Source organism: Xanthomonas euroxanthea, assembly GCF_900476395.1.
Classification (GTDB): domain Bacteria; phylum Pseudomonadota; class Gammaproteobacteria; order Xanthomonadales; family Xanthomonadaceae; genus Xanthomonas; species Xanthomonas euroxanthea.
In genome coordinates this window covers 1-16,772 of record NZ_UIHB01000010.1, presented here as the reverse complement: position 1 = coordinate 16,772, position 16,772 = coordinate 1, and the positions used below count along the sequence as shown (strand labels likewise).

9 protein-coding genes are annotated in these 16,772 nt (G+C 68.3%); 5 read left to right on the top strand and 4 right to left on the bottom strand.

Annotated elements, in window-relative coordinates; all coding sequences use genetic code 11:
• The first annotated feature begins 1 nt into the window (after window position 1).
• Both CPBF1521_RS20110 and zwf read left to right on the top strand, forming a co-directional pair.
• The gene (locus tag CPBF1521_RS20110) at window positions 2–1,801 is read left to right on the top strand and encodes a glycoside hydrolase family 15 protein (RefSeq protein WP_115678066.1); all 1,800 of its coding nucleotides are present in this window, start codon (window positions 2–4) and stop codon (window positions 1,799–1,801) included.
• The gene (gene zwf, locus CPBF1521_RS20105; RefSeq protein WP_181901310.1) at window positions 1,798–3,636 is read left to right on the top strand and encodes a glucose-6-phosphate dehydrogenase; all 1,839 of its coding nucleotides are present in this window, start codon (window positions 1,798–1,800) and stop codon (window positions 3,634–3,636) included. The genes CPBF1521_RS20110 and zwf overlap by 4 nt, the downstream gene beginning before the upstream one ends.
• A 322-nt stretch (window positions 3,637–3,958) precedes the next feature.
• On the opposite strand, the gene CPBF1521_RS20100 is transcribed toward zwf, so the two are convergent.
• On the bottom strand, window positions 3,959–5,770 hold the full coding sequence (locus tag CPBF1521_RS20100) for a monovalent cation:proton antiporter-2 (CPA2) family protein (protein WP_104650313.1): 1,812 nt from the start codon (window positions 5,768–5,770) through the stop codon (window positions 3,959–3,961).
• A gap of 500 nt (window positions 5,771–6,270) precedes the next feature.
• On the opposite strand from CPBF1521_RS20100, the gene mgtE reads away from it, so the two are divergent.
• Window positions 6,271–7,638: a magnesium transporter gene (mgtE, locus tag CPBF1521_RS20090; protein WP_115678064.1), complete on the top strand. Its 1,368-nt coding sequence runs from the start codon at window positions 6,271–6,273 to the stop codon at window positions 7,636–7,638.
• Window positions 7,639–7,848: 210 nt separating this feature from the next.
• On the opposite strand, the gene CPBF1521_RS20085 is transcribed toward mgtE, so the two are convergent.
• The 3 genes from CPBF1521_RS20085 to CPBF1521_RS20075 form a co-directional block, all read right to left on the bottom strand.
• Window positions 7,849–10,188: a TonB-dependent hemoglobin/transferrin/lactoferrin family receptor gene (locus tag CPBF1521_RS20085; RefSeq protein WP_115678063.1), complete on the bottom strand. Its 2,340-nt coding sequence runs from the start codon at window positions 10,186–10,188 to the stop codon at window positions 7,849–7,851.
• 142 nt (window positions 10,189–10,330) lie between these two features.
• A complete protein-coding gene (locus CPBF1521_RS20080; RefSeq protein ID WP_115678062.1) occupies window positions 10,331–11,236 on the bottom strand; it encodes an EF-hand domain-containing protein in 906 nt (301 codons plus the stop codon).
• A gap of 141 nt (window positions 11,237–11,377) precedes the next feature.
• Window positions 11,378–12,163 (bottom strand): DUF4198 domain-containing protein, encoded by a 786-nt coding sequence (locus CPBF1521_RS20075; RefSeq protein ID WP_115678061.1) that lies wholly within the window; start codon window positions 12,161–12,163, stop codon window positions 11,378–11,380.
• A 198-nt stretch (window positions 12,164–12,361) separates the two neighbouring features.
• Here CPBF1521_RS20075 and CPBF1521_RS20070 point away from each other — a divergent pair, with 198 nt between their 5' ends.
• Both CPBF1521_RS20070 and CPBF1521_RS20065 read left to right on the top strand, forming a co-directional pair.
• Window positions 12,362–15,070, top strand: a complete 2,709-nt coding sequence (locus CPBF1521_RS20070) for a bifunctional acetate--CoA ligase family protein/GNAT family N-acetyltransferase (protein WP_104584156.1) — start codon at window positions 12,362–12,364, stop codon at window positions 15,068–15,070.
• 105 nt (window positions 15,071–15,175) lie between these two features.
• On the top strand, window positions 15,176–16,216 hold the full coding sequence (locus tag CPBF1521_RS20065; protein ID WP_104534912.1) for a DUF475 domain-containing protein: 1,041 nt from the start codon (window positions 15,176–15,178) through the stop codon (window positions 16,214–16,216).
• Window positions 16,217–16,772 lie beyond the last annotated feature (556 nt).

Below are 16,772 nucleotides of genomic sequence, written 5' to 3'. Positions count from 1 at the left end.
GATGAGCGTGCGTATCGAGGACCATGCCATGCTGGGCAATTGCCACAGCGCGGCCCTGGTCGACCACCGTGGCACCATCGACTGGCTGTGTCTGCCACGTTTCGATTCCGACGCGTTTTTCGCATCCCTGCTGGGCGATGAGCAGCACGGGCAATGGGCGTTGTCGCCGGCCGGCGACTTTCGCAGTGAACGTGCCTATGAAGACGACAGCCTGGTGTTGTGCACGCGCATGCGCACCGACACCGGCACGGTGGAACTGGTCGACTTCATGGTCGCCAGCGAGGAAGGCGACGGCCACCAGCACCTGGTGCGGATCGTGCGTTGCGTGCAGGGCGAGGTGCCGATGCACATGCGCCTGACCTTCCGCTTCAACTACGGCCGCACCGTGCCCTGGGTGACGCGTATCGATGGCGGCATCCGCGCCATCGCCGGGCCCGACCAGCTCGCCCTGCGCTCGCCGCAGGCGCTGCATGGCGAGGACATGGGCACCGAAGCCGACTTCACGCTGCGCCAGGGCGAGAGCACCTGGTTCCTGCTGAGCCATGGCCTGTCGCATCAGCCCACGCCAACGGCGATCGATCCGGAACAGGCGCTGCAACGCACGGCCGCGTTCTGGCATGGCTGGGCACGTCGCTGCACCGATGTCGGCCCCTGGACCGAGCAGGTGCGTCGCTCGCTGGTGGTGTTGAAAGGGCTCAGCTATCTGCCCACTGGCGGCATCGTCGCTGCGCCGACGGCCTCGTTGCCCGAGCATCTGGGCGGCACCCGCAACTGGGATTACCGCTACTGCTGGCTGCGCGATTCGGTGTTCACGCTGATCGCCCTGCTGCAGGCCGGGTATCGCGACGAGGCAGAGGCCTTCCGCGATTGGGTACAGCGTGCCATCGCCGGGTCGCCGGACCAGTTGCAGGCGCTCTACGGCATCGCCGGCGAGCGCCGGCTGCAGGAATGGGAAGCGCACTGGCTGCCCGGCCATGAAAACTCCAGCCCGGTGCGTATCGGCAACGGGGCGGTGGATCAGTTCCAGCTCGACGTCTACGGCGAGTTGATCGGTGCGTTCCACTACGCGCGCGAAAAGGGCGTGGCACCGCTGTCCGACGCCGATGGCTCGTCGGCATCCTTGCTGGAAAAAGTGCTGGAGACGCTGGAAACGCTGTGGCGCCTGCCCGACGAAGGCATCTGGGAGATCCGCGACGAGCGCCGTCATTTCGTGCATTCCAAGGTGATGGCCTGGCTGGCCTTCGATTGCGGCGCGCGCGATGGCATCACCAATGCCGATGCGGCCAAGCGCGCACACTGGGGCCGCATCGCCGAGGAAATCCGCGCAGAAGTGCTGGAGAAGGGCGTGCACCCGGACGGGCATTTCGTGCAGAGCTATGGTTCCGACCGTCTGGACGCGTCGCTGTTGCTGATTCCGATCGTGGGATTCCTGCCGGCCGAGGATCCGCGCATCGCCGCCACCGCCGATGCGATCGCACGCGACCTGACCATCGATGGATTGGTCGAACGCTATCGCGCCGACGACAGCGCCGACGGGCTGCCGGCCGGCGAGGGCACCTTTCTTGCCTGCAGCTTCTGGCTGGTGGAAAACTATGCATTGCTCGGGCGCACCGAGCAGGCACGCATGCTGCTCGAACGTCTGCTCGGGCTGTGCAACGACGTGGGCCTGCTTGCCGAAGAGTACGACCCGCGCAGCAAACGCATGCTTGGCAACTTCCCGCAAGGGTATTCCCACGTGGCTCTGGTCAATGCGGCATTGCGCCTGCACGGACGCATGGGCGAAAAGGAAACACATCCATGAACGAACAAGCCACAACCCCGCCGTGCATCATCGTGGTGTTCGGTGCACGCGGTGACCTGACCAAGCGCCTGGTGATGCCGGCGCTATACAACCTGCGCCGCTCCGGCGCGCTGGGCGAGCAGTTCGCCATCGTCGGCATGGATCATGGCGATATAAGCGAGCGCTCGTGGCGCACGATGATGGGCCAGTCGATGACCGAGCTGCTCAGCAGCCGCGATGCCGAATTCCAGACCGACGAGTTCGATACCGACACCTGGGAGTGGCTGCGCGAGCGCATGCATTATCTGCGCGGCGATTTCACCGACCTGGGCGCCTATCAAACCCTGGGTGGCGCGCTGGAGAAACTGCACAAGCGCTATGGCACCCAGGGCAATGTGCTGTTTTACCTGGCCACCGCCGCGCGCTTCTTCGAGCCGGTACTGCTCAACCTGGGCGAAGCTGGGCTGGTCCGGCAACGCGAGGGCGAGGGCTGGCGTCGGGTGATCGTGGAAAAACCCTTCGGACACGATCTGCCCAGCGCCGTCGCGCTCAATGCCACTGTCGCCAAGGTGCTGCACGAGGATCAGGTGTTCCGCATCGACCACTTCCTCGGCAAGGAAACCGTGCAGAACATCCTGGCGTTCCGTTTCGCCAATGGCCTGTTCGAGCCGGTATGGAACCGCGACCGCATCGATCATGTGCAGATCACCGCCGCCGAAACCATCGGGGTGGAGGGGCGCGGACGCTTCTACGATCCCACCGGCTGCCTGCGCGACATGGTGCCCAATCACCTGTTCCAGTTGCTGGCGATGATTGCGATGGAGCCGCCGGCCGCGTTCACCACCGAGGCGATGCATCGCCGCCGCGCCGAAGTGATCGAAGCAGTGCGCCCGATCAAGCCCGAAGACGTGGTGCGCGGCCAGTATGCCTCCGGCGCGGTCAACCGCAGCGCCGTGCCGGGGTATCGCGAAGAAGACACGGTGCCGGACGATTCGGAAACCGAAACCTATGTAGCGATGAAGCTGCAGGTCGACACCTGGCGCTGGGCCGGCGTGCCGTTCTACCTGCGCACCGGCAAGCGCCTGCGTGAGCGCACCACCGAGATCGCGATCCGCTTCAAGCCGGCGCCGCTGGCGCCGTTCCGCAGCACCGAAGTGGGTGGCTACGGCCCCGACTGGCTGGTGCTGCATATCCAGCCCGACGAAGGCATCTCGCTGCAGTTCGACGTCAAGCGCCCCGGCGCGCAGGTCAGCCTGGCACCGGTGCGAATGGACTTCCGCTACCGCGACTGGTTCCCCAAGGAATACACGGTGGGCTACGAGCGCCTGCTGCAGGACTGCATGAACGGCGAGGCCGGCCTGTTCCAGGACGCGGCCATGGTGGAAGGGGCCTGGCGCATCGTGCAGCCGATCCTGGATGCCTGGAAACAACCGCCCAGCGACTTCCCCAATTACGCCGCCGGCAGCGCCGGCCCCTCGGCCGCCGATGCCTTGCTGGCCATGAATGGTGGACACGCCTGGCGCGCGCTCACCCCGGGCCGCAAGCCACCGCCGCGCCGCGCACCGGACGCCCGTGGCAGCGCCACCACGCCGGTCAAGAAAGCCACCGGGAAGACGGTCAAGAAGGTTGCCAAGGCACCGGCCAGGAAGATCACCAAGGCGCCAGCCAACCGCGCATCTGCGGCTGCAGCAAGACCATTGCAGGATGCGGCTACGTCGCCGGGCAGCGCGGCAAAGAAAGCCGTGAGCAAACGCGCAACCGGCAAGGTCGCAAAGACCGCCGGCAAGACCGCGGCAGGCAAGCGCGCAGCGAAGAAGTCGACCAGCAAGACCGCGGCGCGCACGCCACGCCGCTGAGGGATGCGAGCGGCATACAGCCGCCGCAGCTCCACGTAGGAGCGTGCCCGCGCGCGACGGGCTTTATCGGTAACGCCCGGGTCGCGCGCAGGCACGCTCCTACGAACACGGCAGCGATTGTGGGTGGTTGGTGCAGGTTCGCCATCCGCATCGGCTTAGGACTTGGACGCGATCGAATGCTCGCGTGCAGGTCGTCTTCAAGCGTCGACTGCGCAGCTAACGCTGACGAAAGATGCACCACATCCGCGTAGGAGCGTGCCCGCGCGCGACGGGGCTTTACCGATAACGCCTCGTCGCGCGCAGGCACGCTCCTACGAAGGGCTCAGCGATCGAGCGTGGTGGGTGCAGGCTCGCCGTCCACATCGGCCTTGACGTCGGCTTCGAACAGATGCATCAGGTCCGCGCGTGCATCGCGCGAGGTCTGGATCACCTTGGCTTCGTCGTCATAGACCAGGTGCTGGCGATGCAACAACTCTTCGTCGTGCTGGCGGAACCGTTTGACGTGCTCCTTGGCCACCGCCTCGCCCAGCCCGAGCGAGGTCAGCACGCGTTCGCTCAGTTCCAGGCTGGAGGCGAATACCTCGCGGAACGGTTCGGCGCCCAGGTCCATCAGCTTCCAGGCATGCTGGCGATTGCGTGCACGTGCCAGCACCGTGGCCTGCGGGTACAGGCGGCGGATCAGCCGCACCGCCTTGATGTTGGTTTCCGGGTCGTCCACCGCGATCACGAACACCTTGATGCGGTCGGCACCGGCGGCGCGCAGCAGTTCCGGGCGGGTGGGGTCGCCGTAGTACAACTGGCTGCCGAAGCGGCGCAAGTCCTCCACGGTGTCCGGATTGTGTTCCAGCGCCACGAACGGCACATGCCGCGCGGTGAGCAGGCGCGCCACGACCTGGCCGAAGCGGCCCATGCCGGCGACCAGGACCTTGGGCGTTTGCGCATCGATGGCGTCGAACGGGCGATCGGACGTGGGCGCGTGCAGCCGCAGCGGCCCGTTGAGGATGCGCTGCATGCCGAGCAGCAACAGCGGCGTCAACGCCATCGAGACACCGACAATGGCCACCAGCCGGTCGTGGTTGGCGCGCTCCAGCAAGCCGACGCGATCGGCCTCGTTGAACACCACAAAGGCGAATTCGCCGCCCAGCCACAACACGCTGCCCAGCATCAGGCTGCTGCGCAGCGGCAGTCTGGCCACGCTGCCGATCCCGACCAGCAGCGAGAACTTCACCACTAGCAGGATCGCCACGCCGCTGGCGATCAGCCACGGCTCGGCGACCACCCGGTTCAGGTCGATGCCCATGCCGACCGAGATGAAAAACAGTCCCAGCAGCAAACCTTCGAACGGCTCGATCTGCGATTCGAGCTCGTGGCGGAATTCCGAATCGGCCAGCAGCACGCCTGCCAGAAACGCGCCCAGGCTGGCGCTCAATCCGGCTTCCTGCATGATCCAGGCGGTGCCCAGCACCACCAGCAAGGCGCTGGCGGTGAACACTTCCGGCATGCGCGTGCGTGCCACCATGTTGAACAGATAGCGCAGCACGAAGCGCCCGCACAGGATCACCAGCGCCAGCGCCGCCACCGCCTTGGCCACGTCCTGCCATTCCAGGGTGGCGTTCTTGCTGCCGCCCAGCAGTGGAATCGCCGCCAGCAGCGGAATGGCGATCAGGTCCTGGAACAGCAGGATGGCAAATGCCAGGCGCCCGTAATCGCTATTGAGCGCCTTGCGTTCGGCCAGCAGCTGCAGCCCCACCGCGGTGGACGACAACGCCAGCGCCACGCCGACGATCAACGCGCTTTTCCAGCCCAGGTTGCCGAGCATCAGCAGGCCGCCCAGGATCAGCGTGGTCACCACCACCTGAGTGGCGCCAGCACCGAACACCGAATGCCGCATCACCTTCAAACGTGCCGGCGACAGTTCCAGGCCGATCACGAACAACAGCATCACCACGCCGATCTCGGCCGCGCCGCTGATGCGCTCGGCATCCTGCACCACGCCCACGCCATCGGGGCCGAGCACCACACCGGCGACCAGGTAGGCCAGCACCGCGCCCAGGCCGAAGCGCTTGAACACCGGCACCGCCACGATGGCGGCCAGCATCAGCACCAGAGCCAGTTCCAGACCACCGCTATGCATGCGCACTCTCCGTTGAGAGGTGCATTATGCCGCCCGCGGCGGCCTGTCGGCCCGGATCAGCGTGTCCTGCCTGCAACACGGCAGGCGATCGCCGCCAGCGGGCGCCGGCATCGCCATCGAACGCCGGGGTCAGCCTAGGGCGCGACGCCCGCGCCCTGTTCCGGCTGCGGCCCGATGGCTGCTCGCCACTGTGGATCTGCCGCAGGGCGTGCGTGCGGCGTCCGCTGCCCGGCGGCCCGATCGCGCCTTTCAAGCCATGCCGTGCACCGGCGGCTGGACGCGCGCTGAGCGCCGCCCACGCAGGGCATTGACCACGCCAGCCCAGGCGCGCAGACTGCGCCGCGCCGCCGCCCGGATCACCGGTCGGTACGCACTCTCGGAGCCCTCTCTCATGTCCAGCGACAGTCACCCTAGACCCGGGTCGATGACCCAGTTGGCGCGTGCCTGAGGCTTCAGGTTCGCCGGCTGTCATCGACGACGGTCGTCACCAGGCGAACCCCATGTACAACGAAACCCTGCGCCTTGCCCAAGGCGTCGATGCCTTGATCGCACCCATGGCCGACTTCAATACGGCCGATGCGGTGGAATACCTCAACACCCTCGACCGGGACGATGCCGCCCATGTGCTGGCCGCGCTGCCGCCGCCGCGTGCGGTGAAGGTGCTCGAACAACCCGAGCTGCACGACGCCAGCGCCCTGGTCGCGCAACTGCCGGCCGAGCAGGCCGCCTCCCTGCTCGGGCAGATGGCCGACGACCGCGCCACCGACATCTTCCATGGCCTGGATGCCGAGCAGCGCCAGGGGTTGCTGTGGCTGCTCAGTGCCGAGGCGCGGCTGTCGATCCAGGCCTTGATGCGCTACCCGCCCAATACCGCCGGCGCGCTGATGACCACCGAGTTCGTGGCGGTGCCGGCCGACTGGACCGTGGGCCGCACCCTGCAGCACATCCGCGAGGTGGAGCGCAGCCGCGAGACGGTCTATGCGATCTACCTGCTCGACCCGCACACCCGCGTGCTGACCCAGGTGGTCACCATGCGCCGGCTGATCACCGGCGCGCCGGATGCGCCGACCCTGGAGGTGGCACAGGTCAACCCGCCGGTCACGGTGGACCCGGCGCTGGACCAGGAAGAAGTCGCCCGGCTGATCCGCCGCCACGACCTGCTGGCGATCCCGGTGGTGGATGCGCACGGCCATGTGCTGGGCATCGTCACCGTGGACGATGTGCTGGACGCGCTGATCGCCGAATCCACCGAGGACGTGCACAAGTTCGGCGGCATGGAGGCGCTGGACAAGCCCTACATGCAGATCGGCTTCGGCCAGATGATCAAGAAGCGCGCCGGTTGGCTGAGCGTGCTGTTCCTGGGCGAAATGCTCACCGCCAGCGCGATGCAGCACTTCGAGGACGAGCTGTCCAAGGCGGTGGTGCTGACCCTGTTCATTCCGTTGATCATGAGCTCGGGCGGCAACTCCGGCTCGCAGGCCACCTCGCTGCTGATCCGCTCGCTGGCACTGCGCGAACTGCGCCTGGGCGACTGGTGGAAGGTGGCGCTGCGCGAACTGCCCACCGGGCTCACCCTGGGCGCCATCCTGGGCATCCTGGCGATCGTGCGCATCACCCTCTGGCAGACCGCCGGCCTGTACGACTACGGCCCGCACTGGCAGATGGTGGCGCTGACCATCGGTGCGGCGCTGATCGGTATCGTCACCTTCGGCTCGCTGTCCGGCTCGATGCTGCCGTTCGTGCTGCAACGGCTCGGCTTCGACCCGGCCAGCGCCTCGGCGCCGTTCGTGGCGACCCTGGTGGACGTCACCGGCCTGGTGATCTATTTCAGCATTGCCGCCGCGATCCTCAGCGGCACCTTGTTGTAGCGCGGCGGGCAGTGCGCGGGGCGCGCGAACAATTGCGCCCCGCCATGCTCCGGTCGAGAAGCCGCACGCAACGCGGCACCTCGCCCGGTCGTTGACGCTGCGTCTCGGCACTCGGCACTCCGCGGCCGGTGCCGGACCAGGCCGGACCGGTGGTCCAGCCTGCCTCGCTACACGGCCCACCGTGCAGCGAGGCGCAGCGGCGATCGCGCCTCAGAAGGTCACATACAGCGTGGCGCGCAGGTTTCGGCCCGGTTCGCTGTAGCGGCCGATGCCGTCATCGGTGGCATAGCCGTACAGATAGAAATCGCCGCGGGTGACATTGCGGATGCGCGCCCACTGGTAGTAACGCTCGTCGAACAGGTTGTAGACGCCGAGATTGACGCGCACGTGCGCGTTGAAACGGTAGCTGCCGAACAGGTCGACCACGCTGTAGGCATCGCTGAGGAATGGCTCGGCCGCAGCGCCGAAGATGTCGTTCTCGACGTTGACGTCCTTGGCTTTCTTGGCCAGCGCATGGGTGATGTTGGCGGTGACACGCAGGCGCTCGTCCAGGCCCTGCCAGCTCAGGCCGAGCACGCCGCGATCCGGATTGATGCTGTCCAGCGGGCGGCCATCTTCCAGCTCGCCCTGGTTGTGGGTCCATGCCGCGCGCAGCAGCCAGGCATCGCCGAGCCTGAACTGCGCATCCAGTTCCACGCCCTTGACCTCGACCTGGCCGACATTGCGCAGCGTGGTGTAGGCGTAGCCGTTGCGCGTGGTGCACACGCCGCGGGTACAGGTCTGGTAGAGCGTGCCGGCATCGGTGGTGACGGTCTCGCTCTGGATGAAGTCGTCGTAGCGGTCGCGGAACACCGACAGGCCCACGCGCGCCCAGTCGCTCTCCCAGCGCCAGCCCAGTTCCAGGTTGAGGCTGCGCTCGGCCTCCAGCGCGGGATTGGCGGCCACGGTGGGGACGTTGACGGTGGCACCGGTGTCCACCCGGGTCAGCGCGGTGATGCTGGTCGGGGCATACATCTCGGCCGTGGTCGGGGCACGGAAGCCGCGCCCGGCCTGGAACCACAACGTCTGCTGCGGGGTGAAGGCGTAGCTGATGCCGGCCTGCCAGGTGGGCGAGGAGAACGTCACCTCGCGCACCGTGCCGGTGCTGTCGACGAAGGTGGGCGACAGCGTCGGCGCGTAGCGATAGTGGTCGTAGCGCGCACCCAGGGTCAGCTGCAGGCGGTCGTCGAGCAGGCCGATGCGATCGCGCAGGTACACGTTCCAGCTGTCGGCATCGGTCTTGGGCACCTGCGCCGGGTCGATGGTGGCGGTGTCCAGCGTGCCGGCATTGTTCCAGCGGTAGTCGATCGCGCTGTAGTCGATGCTGCGGCGCTGCCAGGCCGCCCCGTACAGCAGCGCCTGCGACCAGCCGTTGCCATGCAGCTGCTTGTCGAAGTCGACCGCGATGCGGTCCAGGGTCTGCTCGGTGTCGCGATCTTCGGCCCGGCGGCACGGCAGCGCCACCGTGCAGCGCGTGGTGGCGGCGGTGGCCGGCGTGCTCGAGCTGCCGCTCTGGGTCAGGATGCGGGTGGTGCCACGGCTGTCGGTCTGCTGGCGGTCCAGCTGCGCCTGCAGGGTGTCGAACAGGGCGTTGTCGGCATTCCAGAGGTAGCGCAGGCCGTAGCGGTCACGGTCGTTGCTGTCGTCGCCAACGCGTTCGGCGTAGCTGGGCGCGCTGACGCGGCTCCGGTTGTCGACCCGGTTCTGCGCGCGGTTGCGCTCGTACACCACGCCGAAGCGGTGCTGTGCGTTCGGCACCACGTCGAGTTTGGCCAGCACGTTGTCGCTTTCGTTGTCGATCGGGTCGGGCGTGCGCCGCGCGCTGCCGGTGTCGATCCCGGTGCTGGAATACCAGCCCTCGGACTCGTGGCCCTCGCGGCGGGTGTAGCTCAGCATCGATTCGACGATGCCGCTGCGGTTGGCGACGGTGAGGTTGCCCAGCCATTGGTCGTTGTGGCCGGTGTAGCCGGTCTTCAGGCCGACATGGCTGTCGTTGCCCTGGGCCTTGAGGTAGTCGTAGGGGTCCTTGGTGGTGAATACCACCGCACCACCGAGCGCGCCGCTGCCGGCGCTGATGGAATCGGCGCCCTTGACGATGTCCACCCGCTTGAGCGAATCGACGTCCACGCCGCCGCGGCCGGCGCGGAAGAACTCGTAGTCGCGCGCGGTCTCCACGCCCTCGGCCATCGACAGGCCGTCGATGGTCATCGCCACCCGGTCGCCTTCCAGGCCGCGGATGTTGAAGCCGTTCTCGCCGAAGCGGCCCATGTCGGCGATGCTCACGCCGGGGATGTAGCGCACCAGGTCCTCCATGCTCTCGGCCTGTTCCTGCTGCAGCTGCGCAGTGTCGAGGGTGGTGACGTTCTGGTTGCCGGAGGCGCGTTTGTCGCGCGCGGCCTTCACTTCGACCGGGTCGAAGGTGGTGGCGTCGGCCGGTGCCTGTTCGGCATGCAGCGGGAAGGCCAGGCCGGTGGCGATCGCCAGGGCCAGCAGGGTCGGTGTCGAGGTCATCGTGGAGTCCACAGTCAGGGAGAGGAAGGAGCGCCGGACGGCGCGGACCTGGCTGCAAGCGGCAGAACACCGCAGTCGCGTAGCTGGGTGGGCCCGCCAGCGGCGGACCAGGGGGCACGGGCGCCAGGGCCCGCGCGGCAGGTCAGTCGGCCCGGGCCGGCGTGGTGGCCGGCGCGGTCGCAGGCGCAGGCGCCGGCGGCGGCAGCGCGGCATCGCTGGCATCGACCACGCCATCGTGGTTGCGGTCGACGCGGGCGAAGGTGCGCAGCCCCGACGCCTGATATTCGGCGAAGGTCATGCGCTGGTCCTTGTCGGTGTCGAGCACCTTGAAACGCACATGCACCTGGCGGTCGTCGGCCTGCTCGAGCGCGGTGAGGCGGCGGTTGAGGCGGTCTTCGAACTCCACCCGGTACTCGTCCGGCGACAGCGCCGCGTTGCGGTCGCCGTCGGCGCTGGCGAACTGCGCCGCGCGCAGGTCGGCGTATTCCTTGCGGCCCACCTTGCCGTCGCCGTTCTCGTCGTACAGCGCCAGGAAGCCCTCGGCCGACTGGCTGTCGGGCATGCCGGGGCGGCCGCCGTCGCGATCGAAGGCCTGTGTCCTGTCGCCCGGGGGCGCCTTGGCCGCCGCCGTCAGCGCCGCCTGGCCGCGCGCCCAGTCCTGCGCACCGGCGGCGTCGAATTCGGCGCGCGCCACCTGCCCGTCGCCATCGGCATCGAGTGCGGCAAAGCGCTGCCTGCCGTGCGCGGCCTGCGCGCTGCGTTCCTGCTCCAGCGCCTGCTGGCGACGCTGGCGGAATTCGGCCACGTATTCGTCCTCGTCGACGCTGCCGTCGTGGTTGCGGTCGGTGGCGTCGAAGCGGGCGCGGCGAAAGGCGGCGAAGTCGGCGGCGGTGATGCGGCCGTCGCGGTCGTCGTCATGCTGGGTGATGAAGGCCTGCACGTTGTTGCCGTGACCGCCGAGCAGCGGGCGCGGCCCGGACTGGGCGAGTGCGGTTGCGGGAAGCAGCAGCGCGCACAGGCACGCGCCGGCCAGGGAGCCAGTGTTCATGGATTGCCTCTTGAGGGGGAAAACGGTGGCGGGCCGTGGCGCTGGCTGGGCCTGCAGGCGTGTCGGTACGCCGGGCGGAGACACCGCGCCGGCGAAGTCGGGCCAGTGGGGCAATGCAACCGCCGCAGCGGTTGCGCGGCGCTACGGCTCCAGCACCTGGAAGGTGAGCGTGGTGCTGTTGCTGTACTCGCGCACCGGGGCGTCGGCCGGGGCCGGGGTGCGGTGGCGGGACAGCGCCAGCCAGGTGCCGGCGCGGTCAAGCTTCATCGTGGCGCGGCCGGCCGCGTCGGTGGTCAGGCTGACCAGCGTCGGGCTGCGGTCGGAAGTCCAGACCGCCTCGCTGATGTCCACGGTCTGCCCGGCCAGCGGCACGCCGTCGTACTGCACCGTAAAGACGAAGCGCTCGCCGACATACAGGTCGTTGGGATGGGAGACCGGCACCAGTTCCAGGCCACGGTTGCGCGGCGCCAGCGCGGTGCGATCGGGCTTGCCGATGCTCAGATAGGTGTCAGCCAGGGTGCGCGACTGGAAGCTGGCGAGCAGCGTGGCGCCCTTGGGCATGGGTACGTTCGGATCGCGCACGGTCTGCCGTTTGCCATCCAGCTCCCAGGTGCGGAATTGCGCGCCCACGCGCAGGCCGGTGCTGACCCGGTAGGTTCCGGGCTGCTTGCCCAGGGTGTGTTCGACCACGGTGCGGGTGTCGAGCGCCTGCACCCGGGCCGGCGCGACATCGCGGCCGTCGGGCCCGGTGATGCGGAAGTGGCTCTGGTCGAAGGCCGCCTCCGGGACGAAGAAGGTCTCGGCGAAGGCCGCGTCCAGGGTCACCGTCTGGCCCGGTTGGGGCGTGAAGGTGTTGGGTGCCAGGTAAGGGGTGTGCGCAGAGGCGGAGGCAGCGAGCAGCAGCGCCGACAAGGTCAGCAGTTTCATGGGGGGCCCTGTTCCGAGTGGGTCGCTGGCGGCAGGGCGCGGGGCGGCGCAGGAAGCTGGCTGACCACACGATATTAACGAAAATGCGAATCGTTCACAACAATAACAGGCGCTGCGTCGCGCTTCTTCAGCGCGGGATCAATGACGTGCGCTCGGGCCGACGTGTACCGTGTCCGCTTTCCCCGCCGTCTCTTCGCCATGAGTACCTACCACCTGCAGCAGGTCTTTCGTCCCACCACCGTGGCGGTGGTCGGCGGCAGCCCGCGCGATCGCTCGGCCGGGCGGGCGGTGGTGCGCAATCTGCGCGCGGCCGGGTTTCCCGGGCAGATCGGCTGGGTGAGCCCGCGCTATACCGAGATCGACGGCGTGCGCACGGTGGCGCGACTGACCGATCTGCCGTGGGTGCCGGACCTGGTGGTGATCACCGCGCCGGCGCGCATCGTGCCGCGCATCGTCTCCATCGCCGCGCGGCGCGGGGTGGCTGCGGCGATCATCCTCACCGCCGGGCTGGGCAGCGGCCCCGGCTCGCCGGCCGCGCGGATGGAAGCGGCCGCGCGCGCCAAGGGCATGCGCATCCTCGGCCCGCACTGCCTGGGCGTGATCGCCCCGCATGCGCGGCTCAATGCCAGCATCGCCGCGCATTGCCCGCAGGCCGGCGACCTGGCATTGATCTCCGAATCCAGCGCGATTGCCGCCGCGCTGGTGGAATGGGGCGTGGCGCGCTCGGTGGGGTTCTCGGCGGTGGTGTCGCTGGGCGACACGCTGGATGTGGATTTCGGCGACCTGCTCGACTACTTCGCCACCGACTACCGCACCCGCGCGATCCTGCTGTACGTCGAACGCATCGGCGATGCGCGCAAGTTCATGTCGGCCGCCCGCGCCGCCGCGCGCGCCAAGCCGGTGGTGGTGGTCAAGTCGGGCCGCCAGTTCCGCATCAATCCCAATGCCGATACGCATGCGCAGGCGCTGGCCGGCTCGGATGCGGTGTATGGCGCCGCATTCGCGCGTGCCGGCCTGTTGCGGGTGGGCGCGCTGGACGAATTGTTTGCCGCCGCCGAGACGCTGGGCCGGCTCGGCAGTTTTCCCGGCCGGCGGCTGGCCATCCTCAGCAATGGCGGCGGGGTGGGGCAGCTGGCGGTGGACCAGCTGGTGCTGCGCGGCGGCACCCTGGCCGAGCTGTCGGCCAAGACGCTGGAGCGGCTGGATCAGTCGTTGCCGCAAGGCTGGTCGCGCAGCAACCCGGTGGACATCATCGTCGATGCCGATGGGCCGCGGTATGCCGCGGCGATCGAAGCCTTGCTGGACGACCCGGAGAACGACGCGCTGCTGGTGGTCAACGTGCCGACCGCGTTCACCTCCTCGGCCGATGCGGCCAAGGCGCTGACCCGCGCGCTGGACCAACGCAACCGCTACCAGCGCGAAAAGCCGGTGTTCGCGGTATGGCTGGGCCAGGACGATGCGGCGATTGCCGCGCTCAACGCCGCGCGCGTGCCCACCTATGCGACCGAATCGGACGCGGTGCGCGGCTTCACCCACCTGGTGCGCTATCGCGAGGCGCAGGCGGCGTTGATGGAGACCCCGCCCAGCCTGCCGGAAGATTTCGTGGTGGATGCGGCCATTGCCCGCACCGTGGTCGACGACGCCCTGGCGGCCGGCCGGCGCTGGCTGGACCCGGTTGCCACCAACCGCCTGCTGGCCGCCTACGGCATCCCGATCGTGCCGCTGCAGGTGGCCGCCACCGCCAACGAGGCCGCCTTGCTGGCCGACCCGCTGTTGGCCGTCGGCCGCACGGTGACCTTGAAGGTGCTGTCCAGCGACATCGCGCACAAGTCCGATGTGGATGGCGTGCGCCTGAACCTGTCCAGCGTGGCGGCGGTGCGCGAGGCGGCGGCCGGCATCCTGGCGCGGGCGCGCGCTGCGCTGCCGGATGCAGTGATCGAGGGGGTGATCGTGCAGCCCACCGTGCTGCGGCCGAAGGCGCGTGAACTGATCGCCGGCATCGCCGACGACCCGGTGTTCGGCCCGGCCATCGTGTTCGGCCGTGGCGGCACCGCGGTGGAAGTGATCAACGACCGCGAGCTGGCGTTGCCGCCGCTGGACCTGCGCCTGGCCCACGAGCTGATCGGGCGCACGCGGGTCTCGCGCATCCTCAAGGCCTACCGCGACGTGCCAGCGGCCGACGAGCGCGCGGTGGCGCTGGTGCTGGTCAAGCTGGCGCAGCTGGCCGCCGACATCCCGGAAATCACCGAGCTGGACATCAACCCGTTGCTGGCCGACCGCGATGGCGTGATCGCGCTGGACGCGCGCGTGGCGGTGGCGCCGGCGCGCAAGCTGCACAAGGGCCGCGGTCATCCGCGCTTTGCGATCTTCCCGTATCCGAAGGAATGGGAGCGCCAGATCGGGCTGGGCGATGGCACGCATGCGCTGGTGCGTCCGGTGCGCCCGGAGGACGACGCCTTGTTCCGCGCGTTCTTCGCGCGGGTCACCGACGAAGACCTGCGGCTGCGCTTCTTCCAGTCGGTCAAGCATTTCAGCCACGAATTCATCGCCCGGCTGACCCAGCTCGATTACGCGCGCTCGATCGCGCTGGTGGCTATCGACCCCAAGACCGGCGACATGCTCGGCGCGGTGCGGCTGCATGCCGACGCCGATTACGAGCGTGGCGAGTACGGCATCCTGATCCGCTCCGACCTCAAGGGCCACGGCATCGGCTGGCAGCTGATGCGCATCATGATCGAGTACGCGCGCTGGCTGGGCCTGAAGCAGATCGAAGGCCAGGTGCTGCGCGAGAACCGCACCATGCTGGCGATGTGCCAGAGCCTGGGCTTCGGGGTACGCCCGGATCCGGACGATGCAACCCTGATGGCGGTGACACTCCCTATAATGGGCGAGCCACGCCCGGCCTGACCTTGGGTCACGCCGCGGTCCCCCCTCCTCACCGCATGCCGGATCTGCCGGGCCTCGCCCCGGCCCGTTGCTCCGGCTGTCGTCTTGGCCCGCCTGGGAGTGTCAATGTTTCGCGATTTCAGAATGTCGTTCTTGGTCACAGCGATCTGCCTGGGCCTGGCTGCCTGGTGGGGTCATACCTCCGCGATGGGCATCTGGCAGGCCCTGTGGCTATGCCTGGTGCTGAGCGTGCTGGAGGTGTCGCTGTCGTTCGACAACGCGGTGGTCAACGCCGGCGTGCTCAAGCACATGAACGCGTTCTGGCAGAAGCTGTTCCTCACCGTCGGCATCCTGATCGCGGTGTTCGGCATGCGCCTGGTGTTCCCGATCGTGATCGTGTCGGTGGCCACCGGCATGGGCCTGGTGCCGGTGATGCAGATGGCGCTGAAGGAGCCGGACCGCTACAGCCAGGTGCTGACCGACAACTACCCGTCCATCGCCGCCTTCGGCGGCATGTTCCTGCTGCTGGTGTTCCTGAACTTCCTGTTCGACCAGGAGCGCAAGCTGCACTGGCTCGGCCCGGTGGAACGGCTGGTCGGCAAGCTGGGCAAGGCCGATGCGATGTCGGTGATCGTGGCGGTGTCGGTCTTGCTGGGCACCAAGCTGTTCCTGCCCGACGCCATCTTCCAGAGCGTGCTGTTCGCCGGCCTGGGCGGCATCCTGCTGTACCTGCTGGTCGGCAGCGTGGACGCGCTGTTCGAGGCCGAAGAGGGCGAGGACGGCATGGGCCCGGCCAAGCGCTCTGGCATTGCCGCCTTCCTGTACCTGGAAGTGCTGGACGCCTCGTTCTCGTTCGACGGCGTGATCGGCGCGTTCGCGATCACCCGCGATGTGGTCATCATCATGCTGGGCCTGGCGATCGGCGCGATGTTCGTGCGCTCGATGACGGTCTACCTGGTGCACAAGGGCACCCTGGACGAGTTCGTGTTCCTGGAGCACGGCGCCCATTACGCCATCGGCGTGCTGGCGATCATCATGCTGGTCGGCACCGTGTACCACGTACCGGAGGTGCTGACCGGCCTGATCGGCGTGGCCTTCATCGCCGCCTCGGTGTGGTCCTCGATCCGCTACCGCAAGCGGCACCACATCGGCCCGACCGAGATCTGATCCCGCGCATTGGCCGCGCTAAAGGCGTCAGGCGGTTCACTTGAGAACGCTCGCAAAGCGTCTTCGCGGTCATCGGGTGGACGCTGCTGACGGACGGGCGCCGTTAGGTCTGTGGCTTGGCTGCAAGGCCCTTGCCCGCCCACCCTCGCGGGACACGCCGCAAGTACGTCCCTGTAGGCTCTGGCGCGGGATCCATGCCGCTCAAGGTCCCGCGACGGTGAGCGGGCAAGAGCCAGTCGAGATGGGCGGTGTGCATGGTTTTCGATAAAGCAGCCGACCAACTGTCTGGTGCGGTGAGGGCACCGCGCTCTTGACGCTGCGAGTTTGCTGCAGGGCCCTTGCCCGCCCACCCTCGCGGGACACGCCGCAAGTACGTCCGTGTAGGCTCTGGCGCGGCATCCATGCCGCTCAGGGTCCCGCGACGGTGAGCGGGCAAGAGCCAGTCGAGACGGTCGGTGTGCATGGTTTTAATAAAGCTGCCGACCAACTGTCTGGTGCGGTGAGGGCACCACGCCCTCGACGCTGCGCGTCCTTGCTGCAGGGCCCTCGACCGCAA